Source organism: Mycobacterium sp. NGS63 (assembly GCF_059812295.1).
Genome location: NZ_JCALCJ010000008.1, coordinates 17829 through 31952, shown reverse-complemented (window position 1 = coordinate 31952; position 14124 = coordinate 17829). Strand labels below are relative to the sequence as shown.

Here is a 14124-nt window from a genome sequence, read left to right as displayed (position 1 = left end):
GGGCGCAGATTCGCAGTGACGTTCGGCTCGCGGGCGCGCGACGCTAGCGCGACCGGACGGGCTGGCGTTCGTGCTCGGCGGCGAGGATCGCGCGGAGCGTGCGACGGCAGCGCCCGCAGTCGCCCCCGGCCCCACAGGCCTCGGCGATCTCCTTGGACGTCGACGCGCCCCGCGCGACGGCGTCGCAGACGGTCTGATTGGTGGCCCCGACACAGAGGCATACGTACATCAGCACACCCCCGCACAAGCCGAGTGGAACCACCGCATATTAGTGGAGTCTAACCTAACTTCGTTTGGCGAGTCTAACCTAACAAAGAGTGATGTAAGTCATTCCTAACCTCACTGAGCCCAGCCAAACCTTGCTGGAAGATTCGATATTCGCGTGGCAAAGTGCTGGTCGTGACCCCAAAGACCACAGCCGAGCCTCACTACCGTAGGAGTCGTCATGCAAGGTGACCCGGACGTTTTGCGCTTGCTCAACGAGCAACTGACCAGTGAGCTCACCGCGATCAACCAATACTTCCTGCACGCCAAGATGCAGGACAACTGGGGCTTCACCGAACTGGCCGAGCACACCCGCGCGGAGTCGTTCGACGAGATGCACCACGCCGAGGAGCTCACCGACCGCATCTTGCTGCTCGACGGGCTGCCCAACTACCAGCGCCTCTTCTCGTTGCGCATCGGCCAGACGCTGCGCGAGCAGTTCGAGGCCGACCTGGCGATCGAATACGAGGTGATGGACCGGCTCAAGCCGGGCATCATCATGTGCCGGGAGAAGCAGGACAGCACCAGCGCCAACCTGCTGGAGAAGATCGTGGCCGACGAGGAAAAGCACATCGACTACCTCGAGACCCAGCTGGAGTTGATGGAAAAGCTGGGCGAGGAGCTCTACTCGGCCCAGTGCGTCTCGCGGCCCCCGAGCTGACGATCGCCCGCTACTCGCGCCCGTAAGCCCCCGGTTTGGTTGCCGTCGGCTAACGCTGGGCACCCGTTAGCATCGGGCGGCGAGGAAAGGCGGGCATGACGAGCACGACACCGGCGGCGGCTGCGGCCGGCCAGGCGGCCGATTCCGGATCCGCCGACGTCTCGGTCGATCCGCAGCGGCGGAATTTCATCTTCGTAGCGGTCTTGCTCGGCATGCTCATGGCCGCCCTGGACCAGACGATCGTGGCGACGGCGCTGCCGACGATCGTCGCCAATCTCGGTGGGGCGGGCCATCAGTCGTGGGTGGTGACCAGCTACCTGCTGGCGTCGACCATCATCACCGCCCTCGTCGGCAAGTTCGGCGACCTGTTCGGCCGCAAGATTGTGTTCCAGGCGGCCGTGGTGTTCTTCGTCGCCGGGTCGGTGCTGTGCGGGCTCTCGGGTTCGATGGGCGTGCTGGTGGCCTCGCGCGCGCTGCAGGGCATCGGCGGCGGCGGGCTCATGGTCACCGCCATGGCACTGATCGGCGAGGTGATTCCGCTGCGGGATCGCGGCCGCTATCAGGGGGCGATGGGCGCGGTGTTCGGCGTCACCACGGTGATCGGGCCGTTGCTCGGCGGGTACTTCACCGATCATTTGTCGTGGCGCTGGGCGTTCTGGATCAACGTGCCGGTGTCGATCGTGGTTTTCTTCGTGGCCGCAGCGGCCATCCCGCCGCTCAGCAAGCGCACCAAACCGGTCATCGACTACGTCGGGATCCTGTTGGTCGGCCTGGGTGCCACGGGGCTGACGCTGGCCACCAGCTGGGGCGGCACCACGTATCCGTGGGGCTCGGTGACGATCGTCGGGCTGTTCTCCGGTTCCACGGTGGCCCTGGGGATCTTCGTCTGGGTGGAAAGCCGTGTCGCCGCGCCGATTCTGCCGACCCGGCTGTTCGGCAGCCCGGTGTTCACCGTGTGCTGCGTGCTGTCCTTCGTTGTCGGGTTCGCGATGTTGGGGGCACTGACGTTCCTCCCCACGTACATGCAGTTCGTCGACGGCGTCTCGGCGACCACGTCGGGCCTGCGCACGCTGCCGATGGTGGTGGGCATGCTGACCACCTCGATGGGCAGCGGTGTCCTGGTCGGCCGCACGGGCAGATACAAGGTCTTTCCCGTCGCGGGCACCGCGGTGATGGCGGTGGCGTTTTTCCTGATGTCGCGCATGGACCCGTCGACGTCGGCGTTGCTGCAATCGCTGTTCCTGGTCATCCTCGGCGCGGGGATCGGGATGTGCATGCAGACGCTGATCCTCATCGTCCAGAACACCTCGAGCTTCGACGACCTCGGTGTCGCCACCTCGGGGGTTACCTTCTTCCGGACGATCGGAAGTTCTTTCGGCGCAGCGATATTCGGCTCGCTGTTCACCAATTTCCTGCACAGCCGAATCGGTCCGGCCATGGTGGCGGGCCACGCGCCGGCCGCCGCGGCCGCTTCACCGGAGGCGTTGCACCGGCTGCCGCACAGTGAGGCCGCCCCGATCGTGGCGGCCTATGCCGAGTCGCTCACTCAGGTCTTCTTCTGGGCGGTGCCGGTCGCGGTGGTCGGGTTTGTCTTGGCGTTGCTCCTGCGCGAGGTTCCGCTCAGGGACATTCACGACAGCACCGTCGATCTCGGCGACGCGTTCGGGATGCCGACCAGTGAGACGCCCGACCAGATGCTGGAGGTGGCCATCGCACGCATGCTGCGCAGCGAACCCGGCATGCGATTGCGCAGCATCGCCATGCGCCCCGACTGCCGGCTCGACGTCGCCGGGCTGTGGGGCGTCCTGCGCATCAACCGCTTCCAGCAGATGTATGGGACGGCGCGGCTCACCGACATGGGCGAGTACTTGCGGGTCCCCTTCGAGGTGCTGGAACCCACCTTCTCCCGCCTGATCGCCGCGGGCTACGCGCAGGGCGACGGCGACGAGCTGTGGCTGACCCCGGCGGGCACCCAGCAGGTCGACTACGTCCACTCGCTGCTGCTGGCCTGGCTTGTCGACAAGCTGGCCCGATCGCCCGGCTTCGAGGGCCGCCCCGATCGGCGCCAGGTGCAAGCCGCGCTCGAGCGCGTTGCGCATCGAATTCTGGCCCAACGCGATTGGCATGACGAGCACCCGTCCGCGTCCGCTGCCGCGGGCGTACCATCCCTCCATGAGCCGAATCGGAACATTCGCTGACGACGACATCTACGGCTGGGCCGCCAAGTCCCCGGACCTCGGCGGCGCGATCGCCAACTTCAGCCAGGCGGTCTACACCAAGAACCGGCTGCCCATGCGCACCCGCGAGCTGGCCCGGGCCGTGATCGCCCACGACAACGAATGCACCGTGTGCATGAACACACGTGACGCCGACGGCCCCGCCGAGGGCGTTGACGAAGAGCTCTACGAGCACGCGCTGGAGTGGCGCACCTGGCCGGGATACAGCGAACAGGAGCGCCTGGCAGCCGAATTCGCGCACCGGTTCGGCACCGAGCACACCAAGCTGCGCGACGACGAGGACTTCTGGAGCCGTGCCGGCGAGCACTTCTCCGAGGAGCTGCTCGCCGACCTCGCCATGTCCTGCGCCCTGTGGGTGGGCATGGGCCGGATGCTGCGCACGCTCGACATCGGCCAGGCCTGCAAGCTCACCCTGCCCAGCCGCGCGTAACCAACGCTCCGCTCCCCGATGAAAGTTCGCTTCGGCGTCGGGTTGGGCGCGGACACGGCGCCGGATCAACTCGCCGGCATCGTCGATCACCTGGAAAGCGCCGGGGTGGACTCGCTGTGGTTCTCCGAACTCGTCTACTCCCCGGCGGTCGATCCCGTCGTCGGCATGGCCTACACGCTGGCCCGAACGACCCGGCTCAAGGCGGGCACGTCGGTCGCCGTGCTGCCCGGGCGGCATCCGGTGCTGGTCGCCAAACAGCTGGCGTCGCTAGCGGCCGTCGCGCCCAAGCGGGTGCTGCCCGTCTTCGGTCTGCGGTCGGCGATCCCGGCCGAGCGCGAGGTGTTCGTGGTGCCGGAGGGGGAGCGGGCGGCGGTGTTCGACGAGTCGCTGCGGGTGCTGCGCGCGGCGCTGGTCGACGACGACGCCACCTACCGCGGCCGGTACTTCACCGTCAGCGGCGCCGCCGTCGCCCCGCGGCCGGTGCCGCCGCTCGACATCTGGCTGGGCGGCTCGGCGCCGGCGGCGTTTCGGCGCATCGGCGCGCTGGCCGACGGCTGGCTCGGCAGCTTCCTCACCCCCGACGAGGCGCGGGCGGGACGCGAGGCGATCGAACGGGCCGCCGAAAGCGCCGGCCGGCGCATCGAACCCGATCACTTCGGCATCTCGCTCGCGGTCACCGACGGCGAGCTGCCCGACGAGCTGGCCGCGGCGGTCCGGCGGCGCCGCCCGGATATCGATCCCGGCGCGTTGATCGCCACCGGCTGGGATGCGCTGCACCGCCAACTCGACGCCTACCTCGACGCGGGGTTGACCAAGTTCGTCATCCGGCCCGCCGGCGGGGCGCCGCTGGACGGATTCATCGACCGGTTCGTCGCCGAACTCGTCGCCCGCCAGAACTAAACGCATTCGGTTGCGCCGCGACACATAAACCTCCGCGACGACACGCTGGAGAACGTCGCAGAGGTTTATGTGTCGTTGGCACAACGTCGCAGCGCTGCCAGCTGGACGCCTTCATCGACCGGCTCACCGATCGCGTCGCCGACGACGCACAATGACACCCATGGCAGCCACCCCCCTCGCCGCCGCCGCGATCGCCCAGCTGGAGGCCGAAGGCGTCGACACCGTCATCGGCACCGTCGTGAACCCCGCCGGCCTCACCCAGGCCAAGACGGTCCCCATCCGGCGGACCAACACGTTCGCCGACCCCGGCCTGGGCGCCAGCCCGTCGTGGCATGCCTTCGCCATCGACCAGACCGGCATCGCGTTCACCGGCGACGTCGGCGTGGTGGGCGACCAGCGCCTGCGCATCGACCTGGCGGCCCTGCGGATCGTCGGCGACGGGTTGGCCTGGGCGCCCGCCTCGTTCTTCGAGCAGGACGGCACACCGGTTCCGGCGTGCGCCCGGGGCACGCTGGGCCGGGTCGAGGCCGCGCTGCAGGAGGCTGGCATCGAGGCGGCGATCGGCCACGAGCTCGAATTCCTGCTGGTGGGCCCGGACGGCGCCCGGCTGCCCGCGGCGCTGTGGGCGCAGTACGGGCTGGCCGGTGTGCTCGAGCACGAGGCCTTCGTCCGCGACGTCAACGCCGCCGCCACGGCCGCGGGTGTCGGCATCGAGCAGTTCCATCCCGAGTACGGCGCCAACCAGTTCGAGATTTCGTTGTCGCCGGCGGCGCCGGTGGCCGCCGCCGATCACCTGGCGTTGACTCGGCTCATCGTCGGCCGGGCCGCCCGCCGCCACGGCCTGCGCGTCAGCCTGTCGCCGGCGCCCTTCGCTGACAGCGTCGGATCCGGTGCGCACCAACATTTCTCGCTGACAACCACGGACGGTCCGCTGTTCTCCGGCGGAACCGGCCGGGCCGGCATGACGCCGGCGGGGGAGAGCGCGGTCGCGGGCGTCCTCGGCGGGCTGCTGGAGGCCCAGGGCATCCTGTGCGGATCGATCGTGTCGGGTCTGCGGATGCGGCCCGGCAACTGGGCCGGGGCCTACGCGTGCTGGGGCACCGAGAACCGCGAGGCGGCGGTGCGTTTCGTCAAGGGCGGCCCCGGCGCCCCGTACGGCGGCAACGTCGAGGTGAAGATCGTCGACCCCTCGGCGAACCCGTACCTGGCGTCGGCGGCGATCCTCGGCCTGGCGCTGGACGGGATCCGGCGCGACGCCGCGCTGCCGCCGGAGATCACGGTGGACCCGGCGAACCTGTCGGAAGCGGACCGCGCCAACGCGGGCATCGCGCGCCTGCCCGAGGCCCAACCGGAAGCCATTGCCGCGCTGGACGGTTCGGCGCTGCTGCGGTGCATCCTGGGCGACCCCGCCGTCGACATGGTGGTCGCGGTGCGCCGCCTGGAGCAGGAGCGCTACGGCGACCTGGATCCCGAGCAGCTGGCGGACAGGTTCCGCATGGCGTGGAGCCTGTGACGGGCATGGCGTCCGCGCTGTCGCACCACATCGCCGGCGTCGCGCTGATCGACCAGCACGCGCACGGCTGCTGGCTGACGGCGGGGGACCGGCGGCGGTTCGAGAACGCGCTCAACGAGGCCAACACCGACCCGCTCGTGGACTCGGGTTTCGACTCCCAGCTCGGCTTCGCCGTGCGCGCCCACTGCGCGCCGCTGCTGGGGCTGCCCAAACACGCTGAGCCGCAGGCCTACTGGGAACGCCGTCGGCAACTCGGCGAGACCGAGCTGGCGCGGCTGTTCCTACCGGCGGCCAACGTCAGCGACTGGCTTGTCGACACCGGCATCGGAGCCGGCGATACGGGCGGCGCCGCCGCGATGGCCGACCTGTCGGGCAACCGCGCCCACGAAATCGTCCGTCTGGAACAGGTGGCCGAGCAGGCCGCCCAAGCCCCGGGTGACTACGCCGCGGCGTTCGAGGAGATCCTGCACCGGCGCGCGGCCACGGCGGTCGGCACCAAGTCGATCCTCGCCTACCGCGGCGGGTTCGAGGGCGACCTGTCCGAGCCGTCGGCGCCGGAGGTGGCCGAGGCCGCGAGCCGGTGGCGCGACGGCGGCGGCACCCGGTTGAAGGACCGGGTGCTGCTGCGGTTCGGGCTGCACCAGGCGTTGCGGCTGGGCAAACCGCTGCAGTTTCACGTCGGCTTCGGCGACCGGGACTGCGACCTGTCCAAGGCCAGTCCGCTGCTGCTGCTCGATTTTCTGCGGCAATCCGGGGACACGCCGATCGTGCTGCTGCACTGCTATCCCTACGAGCGCGAGGCCGGGTATCTCGCGCAGGCCTTCAACAACGTCTACCTCGACGGCGGGTTGAGCGTGAACTACCTGGGCGCCCGGGGCCCCGCGTTCATCGCCCGGCTGCTGGAGATGGCGCCCTTCCGCAGGATCCTGTACTCGTCGGACGGGTTCGGGCCGGCCGAGTTGCATTTTCTCGGTGCGGCGCTGTGGCGCAACGGCATTCACCGCGTGCTGCGCGGATTCGTCGCCGACGGGGACTGGAGCGAGAACGACGCCATCCGGGTGGTCGACCTGATCGCCCGCGAGAACGCCGCCCGCATCTACCGCGTTTGACCCAGGGGGACGCGCGGGTATACCGCCGGTTATGCCGACGCTAGGGGGCGTCTTGGAGTGGGCCCGCGACCAGGTCGTGTCGCGGGTGCCCAAGGCCGACCTCGACCAGCGCGACCCCGACTACATCCGCGACCAGTTGCCCGGCACCTGGCTGCTCGCGTCGCTGTACTTCAGGGCTGACGTGCGCGGCCTCGACCGGATCCCGGCCGAGGGGCCGGTGCTCCTGGTCGGCAACCACAGTGGCGGCAACGTTCCGCCCGACACCTTCGTGTTCACGCTCGCGTTCTGTTCCTACTTCGGCGTCGAGCGGCCGTTCTACCAGTTGGCCCACAACCTCGTCGTCTCCGCGCCGCCGCTGCGCGCGCTGCGCAAGTTCGGCACCGTCGCCGCCAACCCCGAAAACGCCCGGCTGGCACTGGATTCGGGGGCGGCGCTGCTGGTCTACCCCGGCGGCGACTACGAGGTCTTCCGCCCGACCTGGGAACGCCATAAGGTCGACTTCGGCGGGCGCATGGGCTACGTGCGGCTGGCCCGCGAGGCCGGTGTGCCGATCGTTCCCGTCTCCAGCGTCGGCGGCCAGGAGAGTGCGCTGTTCCTCAACCGCGGCCAGTGGCTGGCCAGGCTGCTGATGGCCGACAAGTTGCTGCGGCTCAAGAGCATCCCGATCTCGCTGGCGCTGCCGTGGGGCCTCAACATCAGCGACCTCGCGGGCCACATCCCGCTGCCGACGAAGATCGCGATCGAGGTGCAGGACCCGATCGAGGTCGACGGTGACGACCAGGCGGTGCACGACAAGGTGATGGCCAGCCTGCAGGGCGGCGTCGACCGCCTGGCCGCGCAACGCCGCTTCCCGGTGATCGGCTGATGCGCGTCGAACGCCGCTGCGTCATCAACGCCGATCGCGAGGCGGTCTGGAAGATCGTCAGCGACCCGGACTGCTACCCGTTGTTCATGACGAACCTGGAGCGGTGGGAGTCATCCAACGATCTGGACCGCGGCCTCGGTGCGCGCTACACCGTGCACTGGAAGATCGGCTCGGTGCCGGTGGGCGGGCTGATCGAGGTGGTCGAATTCGACGACTGCCGCGACGTGGCCTGGGTGGGCATCACCGGCGTCGCCCTGCGCGGACGCATCCGGCTGCGCGACGGGTCCGAGGGCAAGACGAAGGCGACGTTCCGCCTGTCGTATCAGGCGCCCGGCGGGTTTCTCGGCTACATCGCCGACCGCGTCGCCGTGCGCCAGGTGGGCCGCACCCTGTCCGAGACCCTGAAGTGCCTGAAGGCACTCGCCGAGTCCTAGCCTTTTCACGGCGTGCAGACGCAAAAGCACCCGACACGCCGGGCGTGCGGGTGCTTTTGCGTCTGCTCGCGAGGGGTTACGAGCCCTACAGCGGGACGAACCGCCGCAGCTTTCCGCTGGCCTGGTGGCGCGCCAGGCTGTCGGCCGCCCGGACCCGAATCGCCGGCTCCGCCAACCCGTACCGTTGCAGCGCGGCCACCAACGCGATCCGCAGCGCCGCAAGGTCCGCATCGCCGACCACCACGACGTCGGCTCCCGACAACGTCTGGGCGACCTGATATTCGGAGATGCGCGGATCGGTGCCCAGCACATGCCGAAACGCGAGCGCCGGCACCGTCGTTGCGCCGTAACGGAAGTCGTCGTCGCGGCGCCCGTCGACGTCTGCGATGCGCGCAAACGCGCTGCCGCACGCGCACGCACCCGGCAGCGGCGTGACCTGATCGCCGAGGTCGTAGCGGATGAACGGGAACGTGCGGTTGGCCAGCCCGGTGGCCAGCGTCCGCGCCGCCGGCTCCTCGGGACCCACCGGCCTGCCGTCGTGGTCGACGCGCTCGACGACGACCTCGTCCTCGCAGACGTGCAGGCCCGGCCCGCGTCCGCAGCCCACCGCCTGCACCCCGATTTCGGTGGAGCCCCAGACGTTGTGGATCGGCGCTCCCCACGCCTCGCGGATGGCCGCGCGGTCCTCGTCGAGCAGCGGTTCTGAGTTGGTGCTCACCCGCACCGGCTCGATGCGCAGCTCGCCGGCCGTCGCGGCGCGGGCCAGCCGCCCGATCACCGACGGGTAGCCCACCAGGTGCGTGGGCCGCGCGGCCGCGACCGCCGCGAGCACCTCCTCGAACGGCCCGCCCGCGGCGATCACCACCGTCTCCATGCCCGGCGCCGTCGGCACGTCGAACAGCGGCGTGCTGGCGTGCGGCGGAACGCCGGCCTCCAGCACGGCAAGGCACGACGAAACCGTCGCTCCCCGAAGCTCTTCCCGCGCCTGCGTGCGCCAGGCCAGGCACGCCGCCGACACGAAGAACTCCCAATCCCACACGTACACCCCGCGCACCCCGCTGGATCCGCCGGAGCTGAAGATCTGCTGGCCTTCGGCGGTATACGAAAACCATTGCTGCTCAGCGAGAATGCGTTCGGCGCGGGCGCGGTCGAGGCCGGGCGTCGTGACGATGGCGTCCCAGTGCTCCTGCGCGTCCTGCTTGGTCATCATCGGCAGCGACGCTAGGTCGGCAACCGTGGCGCGGGATGCGTCGAGCCCTCGCAGCCGTCCGGCGTGAAACGGCGACCGTTCGGCCGCGAAGGCGAGCAGGGATCGCAGCCGCCGATTCCGGTAGCGCTCGATGCGCTCACGGGACCACTCCAGCCGCGCGACGTGGTCTTCGAGGCGGGCCCGCACCTCGGTCAGATGCGCCGCCCGCATCCGCTCGTAGCCCACCCGCGCCTCCGCATCGTTGGCCATTTTGCCGCCGTCAACCGCGACAACGGGCACTGTATGAGCATGAGCGACCTGTGTCACCTGCCGGCTCACGAATTGGTGCGGCTGATGGCGTCCCGCGAGGTGTCCTGCCGCGAGGTCACCAGGGCCCACCTGGAGCGCATCGAGGCCGTCAATTCCGCGCTCAACGCGCTGGTGCAAGCCGCCGACCCAGAGCAGTGCCTCCAGCTGGCCGCCCGGGCCGACGAGCATGTGGCCCAAGGCGAATCGCTGGGCCCCGCTCACGGGCTACCGGTGGTCATCAAAGACGCCATGCACGTGGCAGGGTTGGCCTGCTCGGGCGGCAGCCCCGCGCTGCGCGCGGTGGCCCGCACGGACGCGACGGCGGTGGCGCGGCTGAAGGCCGCCGGGGCAATCGTGCTCGGTCTGACCAACGTCCCGGAATTGGGGCGCGGCGGCGAAACCAACAACAACCTCTACGGCCGCACCAACAATCCGTACGACCTGTCCCGGACGCCCGGCGGCAGCAGCGGCGGTTCGGCCGCCCTCGTCGCCGCGGGCGGCGCGGCGCTCAGCGTCGGCACCGACGAGGGCGGCAGCATCCGCCAACCGTGCCACAACACCGGCATCGCCGGGCTGAAGCCCTCGCACGGCCGAATCCCGAGAACCGGCAACGTCTTTGGTGACGCCCCGGGCATCTTCGGCCCGTTCTGCAACTACGGCCCGCTGGCGCGGACGGTGGCCGACCTGTATCTCGGCCTGTCGATCATGAGCGGGCCCGACCTGCGCGACCCGTACGTGGTGCCGGCCCCGCTGGGCCATCCCCACGACGTCGACCTGTCGGCGCTGCGCGTGGCCACCTACGTCGACGACGGCATCTCCACACCCAGCGACGAGATCGCCGACGTGGTCGAGGTCGCCGCCGACGCGATAGGGGACGTGGCCGCCGTCGTGCAACACGCCGCGCCGGCGTGCCTCGCGCGCACGGTGGAGCTGCTGTGGACGTCGGTGTTCCTGGGCGGCGACCGCGGGGAGGGGTTCGAGGCCGACCTGCGGGCCCTGGGCGCCACGGATCCTTCGGAGGAACTGGCCGAATTCCTCACCCAGGCACGCGAAGTCGAGTTCTCGCTGACCGAGGCCCGCGACCGACTCGTCGACCTCGACCGCTACCGCATCGAAATGCTGTCGTTCATGTCCGACTACGACGTCATCGTGTGCCCGGCGATGCCGACCCCTGCCAAGCCCCACCATCACGGACTCGTGGAGGTCAGCGACTTCTCGCACCTGATGGCGCACAACCTGACCGGGTTTCCCGCCGCGGTGGTCCGCTGCGGGACGTCGGCCGACGGGCTGCCCATCGGCGTCCAGGTCGTCGCCCGGCCGTGGGAGGACGCCACTGCGCTGGCCGTGGCGAGCCACCTGGAAAAGGTGTTCGGCGGGTGGCGGCCGCCGATCGATTTGCTGGGGGCGTAGTTCGCTGTAACCTTGTCCGGGAAGGGGTGGCGATGCTGTTCGATTCCGGTTTGCTGGTCGCGCGGTGCAACTCAGGTACATAAGCATCGCCGCGCTGATCGCCGCGGCGGGTGGTGACCCCTGGGCGATCAATCGAAGCCTGCAGTCCGGCAGGCCCGCCCAGATCTCGGATCTGGCCGAGGCCTTCCACAGCGCGGGCCGATGCACGACGGAGTCCAGCGACGCGTTCGCCCAGGCCCGCAACCGCTTCGAGGCGGCGTGGAATCACGAGAACGGCGATCATCCGATCAATGACTCCGCCGAGGTGCAGCGGGTGACCAAGGCCCTGGGCGCGCAGTCGTTGCAGTTGCCCAAGATCGGCGTGGACCTCGAGAACATCGCCGCGGCGTTGGCCGAGGCGCAAAAGGCCGGGGCCGGGCAGATCGCGGCGCTGGAAGGTCAGCTGCAGCAGCTCGACGACTTGATCGGTCAGGCGGTGGAGATGGAAAAGGATCCCAAGCTCACCGCCGAGGACCGCTCCGCCCTGGATGCGTTCATCCGTACCTGCGAAGACGACGCCATCGCCGACACCAAGGCCGCGCTGGGGCAGCTGCAAGCGACGCGCAACGGCTACGCGGCCACGTTGCAGAAGTCGTTGGCCACCCTGCGCACCGACGGCTACGACCCGCCGGCCACCCTCGAGGACTGGGCGGAGGGTCCGCTAAAGCCGGGCGAGGCAAGGGATCTGGGCCCGGTCGCCGGGACCGGCGCCAGCCCGGGCATCCCGGGTATCGGCGCGGCGGATCTTGGCGAGGTGGTTCGCCTGCCCGACGGGAGCTACGTCGCCGTCTTCGGGGATTCGTTCGCCGGCGATCAGATGGGCGCCGGAACGCATTACCCGTCGGTGGCCGTGCCGGTCACCTTCGACGACCAGGGGCGGCCCCATTTCGGCGCGCCGTTGACCGGTCCGGACGGCAGCCCGAACGTCCTGTTCCCGCCGCCCCCCCAAGCGGTGGGCAAGAACACGCTGCCCGCAGGCAGCATCCAGATGCGCGACGGCACCACCTACATGATGGCCGCGGGCACAACGAAATTGAATCCCGACGGTGGTTCGTGGCTGGTCCAGGTCACCAACGACCCGTCCCGCGGCTGGCAGCCCATCCAGGGCTCGTGGCGCGCGCAGGGGGCCGCGCCGACGCAGATCAGCGGCTTCCAGGCGTCCGACGGCACCGTCTACATCGCCGCCGACTCGTTCGACCGCAGCCAGGGCGTCACCATGTACCGGGTCGACCCCGCCCACGTCACCGACCGCTCCGCCTGGCAGCCGTGGACCGGAAACGGCTGGGGCACACCCCAACAAGCCGCCGCGCCGATCAGCCGCACCCCGTTCGGTGAGCTCAGCTTGCGCGAGGTCGGGGGACAGCCGGTGCTGTCCGGGTTCAACCAGGGCACCGGAAACCTCGAGGTCCGCGTGGCGAACGACCCGACGAAACTGTTCAGCTCCGGCGCCGTGACCGTCGTTGCGCAGCAAAGCAATCCGCAGGCGCCCAACTTCGTGCCGCAGAACTATGGCGGATTCATACTGCCGGGGTCCACGCTGGATAATCTGAATCTCTTCGTCAGCCAATGGAACACGAACACCAACACGCCGTACAACACGCAGGAATTCCAGGTCAATGCGAACCGCTAGGGGGACGAACATGATCGCCAGGACGCTGGTCGTTGCCGCCGGGATCGTCGGCGCCGCCGTGACGAGCGCGTGTGCCGCCCGCGCCGACACGCCCGCCTTCCCCGACATCAGCGGGTATGCGCCGGTCAACGTGCAGGACTACACGATCGGGCTGCCCAACACCGGGCGCGCGCCGCTCAACACGGTGTATTTCCTCACCCCGGACGGCATCACCTGCGACTTCTTCTCCGGCGAAGCGCAATGCACCGGCAACAATTTCCCGGCGATTCCGCCCGCGCCCGGGGCCGGCACCGTGAATTCGATCGGAACCGCGTCGGGGCTGGGACGATCCAACGACCCGATCGCGCCCAGCGGTCAGGTCTACGGCCACCCCCTGACCACCCTGCCGCCGATGCACTCGATCACCGTGAACGGTGTGGTGTGCGGCGTCGACGGCGCGGGTACCACCGCGTGCAGGGACCCCCAGGGCCGCGGGTTCGTCCTGTCGTCGCATGGGTCGGGCTGGCTGCCCCACGTCTAGAGATGGCGCTTTTGCTGCTGATCCTCAAGATCGCGTTGATCGCGTTTGTCGCGGGAGGCGTTGTCGCCCTGTTCATCCGGGGGGTCAGGCGCGCCCGGGCGAACAGATCGGATCCGCGGTGGACGGGGCGAGGGCAACCCGGATACGAGGCATCGGCTCATGGCGCGATGCCCACGACACCGCTACCCGAGTGGGCCTTCTGGGACGACGAGGGCGACCCGCCGCGGGAGCCGTCAGACTAGGTCCGTCACGCCGCCAACCACCGACGCGGGTCGTTCACCCCGTTTCCTTCGGGTGACCGGTTCCCGCGTGGCGCAGCCAGAGGGTGCGGTTGCCGGGGGCGACGAGATACCAGATGCGGCCGCCGCTAGTGACCTCGTATTGCCACTGCTCAAGCTCGACTCCGCGATGAACGCCGGTAGCTAGAGGGCCTTTGAGCTGATGATGTCGGCCGCTCTGGACCGGACGATCCAGCCTCGTTCGCAGTTCGTGCCAGGCTCGCGCAGCATTCGCGGCGGCCTCTCGACACAGTGCTTCCCAGCCCTTGACGGCTTCGCTGGTGGCGAAGCGCAGCTCCCACTCGCCGCGGGCGGCCGGCGGCGGGACCCGGTCAC

At 69.7% G+C, this 14124-nt stretch carries 13 protein-coding genes; 11 read left to right on the top strand and 2 right to left on the bottom strand.

Going from position 1 to position 14124, the window contains the following annotated elements:
- Positions 1–43: 43 nt before the first annotated feature.
- Positions 44–229: a (2Fe-2S)-binding protein gene (locus tag AC5Y4Z_RS20045; RefSeq protein WP_499966421.1), complete on the bottom strand. Its 186-nt coding sequence runs from the start codon at positions 227–229 to the stop codon at positions 44–46.
- A gap of 216 nt (positions 230–445) precedes the next feature.
- On the opposite strand from AC5Y4Z_RS20045, the gene bfr reads away from it, so the two are divergent.
- The 8 genes from bfr to AC5Y4Z_RS20005 all read left to right on the top strand — a co-directional run bounded on the left by bfr (position 446) and on the right by AC5Y4Z_RS20005 (position 8413).
- Complete coding sequence (bfr, locus tag AC5Y4Z_RS20040; protein WP_499966420.1) at positions 446–925, top strand: bacterioferritin; 480 nt, start codon at positions 446–448, stop codon at positions 923–925.
- A gap of 95 nt (positions 926–1020) precedes the next feature.
- Positions 1021–3123, top strand: a complete 2103-nt coding sequence (locus AC5Y4Z_RS20035; protein WP_499966419.1) for an MDR family MFS transporter — start codon at positions 1021–1023, stop codon at positions 3121–3123.
- Entirely contained in the window at positions 3098–3592 is a 495-nt protein-coding gene (locus AC5Y4Z_RS20030; RefSeq protein WP_499966418.1) for a carboxymuconolactone decarboxylase family protein, read from the top strand. The genes AC5Y4Z_RS20035 and AC5Y4Z_RS20030 overlap by 26 nt, the downstream gene beginning before the upstream one ends.
- An 18-nt stretch (positions 3593–3610) precedes the next feature.
- Positions 3611–4492, top strand: coding sequence for a TIGR03854 family LLM class F420-dependent oxidoreductase (locus AC5Y4Z_RS20025; protein ID WP_499966417.1), 882 nt, complete (start codon positions 3611–3613; stop codon positions 4490–4492).
- 160 nt (positions 4493–4652) lie between these two features.
- On the top strand, positions 4653–6005 hold the full coding sequence (locus AC5Y4Z_RS20020; protein WP_499966415.1) for a type I glutamate--ammonia ligase: 1353 nt from the start codon (positions 4653–4655) through the stop codon (positions 6003–6005).
- A 5-nt stretch (positions 6006–6010) separates the two neighbouring features.
- On the top strand, positions 6011–7114 hold the full coding sequence (locus tag AC5Y4Z_RS20015; protein ID WP_499966728.1) for an amidohydrolase family protein: 1104 nt from the start codon (positions 6011–6013) through the stop codon (positions 7112–7114).
- Positions 7115–7145: 31 nt separating this feature from the next.
- Positions 7146–7979: a lysophospholipid acyltransferase family protein gene (locus tag AC5Y4Z_RS20010; RefSeq protein WP_499966414.1), complete on the top strand. Its 834-nt coding sequence runs from the start codon at positions 7146–7148 to the stop codon at positions 7977–7979.
- A complete protein-coding gene (locus AC5Y4Z_RS20005; RefSeq protein WP_499966413.1) occupies positions 7979–8413 on the top strand; it encodes an SRPBCC family protein in 435 nt (144 codons plus the stop codon). Before AC5Y4Z_RS20010 ends, AC5Y4Z_RS20005 begins: the two co-directional genes overlap by 1 nt.
- A gap of 85 nt (positions 8414–8498) precedes the next feature.
- On the opposite strand, the gene AC5Y4Z_RS20000 is transcribed toward AC5Y4Z_RS20005, so the two are convergent.
- Positions 8499–9872, bottom strand: a complete 1374-nt coding sequence (locus AC5Y4Z_RS20000; RefSeq protein WP_499966726.1) for a phenylacetate--CoA ligase family protein — start codon at positions 9870–9872, stop codon at positions 8499–8501.
- A gap of 39 nt (positions 9873–9911) precedes the next feature.
- Between AC5Y4Z_RS20000 and AC5Y4Z_RS19995 the strand changes: the two genes are divergently transcribed.
- From AC5Y4Z_RS19995 to AC5Y4Z_RS19985, 3 genes are all read left to right on the top strand, one after another.
- Complete coding sequence (locus AC5Y4Z_RS19995; RefSeq protein ID WP_499966412.1) at positions 9912–11321, top strand: amidase; 1410 nt, start codon at positions 9912–9914, stop codon at positions 11319–11321.
- A gap of 64 nt (positions 11322–11385) precedes the next feature.
- Positions 11386–12990 (top strand): putative alpha/beta hydrolase, encoded by a 1605-nt coding sequence (locus AC5Y4Z_RS19990; protein WP_499966410.1) that lies wholly within the window; start codon positions 11386–11388, stop codon positions 12988–12990.
- A gap of 10 nt (positions 12991–13000) precedes the next feature.
- Positions 13001–13510: a hypothetical protein gene (locus tag AC5Y4Z_RS19985; protein WP_499966409.1), complete on the top strand. Its 510-nt coding sequence runs from the start codon at positions 13001–13003 to the stop codon at positions 13508–13510.
- Positions 13511–14124 lie beyond the last annotated feature (614 nt).

Excerpts from the sequence above, each read along its gene's own strand:
- AC5Y4Z_RS20020 (WP_499966415.1), top strand. The coding sequence starts at position 4,653 with ATGGCAGCCACCCCCCTCGCCGCCGCCGCGATCGCCCAGCTGGAGGCC.
- AC5Y4Z_RS20025 (WP_499966417.1), top strand. The coding sequence starts at position 3,611 with ATGAAAGTTCGCTTCGGCGTCGGGTTGGGCGCGGACACGGCGCCGGAT.
- AC5Y4Z_RS20035 (WP_499966419.1), top strand. The coding sequence starts at position 1,021 with ATGACGAGCACGACACCGGCGGCGGCTGCGGCCGGCCAGGCGGCCGAT.
- AC5Y4Z_RS20000 (WP_499966726.1), bottom strand. The coding sequence starts at position 9,872 with ATGGCCAACGATGCGGAGGCGCGGGTGGGCTACGAGCGGATGCGGGCG.
- AC5Y4Z_RS20045 (WP_499966421.1), bottom strand. The coding sequence starts at position 229 with ATGTACGTATGCCTCTGTGTCGGGGCCACCAATCAGACCGTCTGCGAC.
- AC5Y4Z_RS20010 (WP_499966414.1), top strand. The coding sequence starts at position 7,146 with ATGCCGACGCTAGGGGGCGTCTTGGAGTGGGCCCGCGACCAGGTCGTG.
- AC5Y4Z_RS20030 (WP_499966418.1), top strand. The coding sequence starts at position 3,098 with ATGAGCCGAATCGGAACATTCGCTGACGACGACATCTACGGCTGGGCC.
- AC5Y4Z_RS20015 (WP_499966728.1), top strand. The coding sequence starts at position 6,011 with ATGGCGTCCGCGCTGTCGCACCACATCGCCGGCGTCGCGCTGATCGAC.
- AC5Y4Z_RS20005 (WP_499966413.1), top strand. The coding sequence starts at position 7,979 with ATGCGCGTCGAACGCCGCTGCGTCATCAACGCCGATCGCGAGGCGGTC.
- bfr (WP_499966420.1), top strand. The coding sequence starts at position 446 with ATGCAAGGTGACCCGGACGTTTTGCGCTTGCTCAACGAGCAACTGACC.
- AC5Y4Z_RS19995 (WP_499966412.1), top strand. The coding sequence starts at position 9,912 with ATGAGCGACCTGTGTCACCTGCCGGCTCACGAATTGGTGCGGCTGATG.
- AC5Y4Z_RS19985 (WP_499966409.1), top strand. The coding sequence starts at position 13,001 with ATGATCGCCAGGACGCTGGTCGTTGCCGCCGGGATCGTCGGCGCCGCC.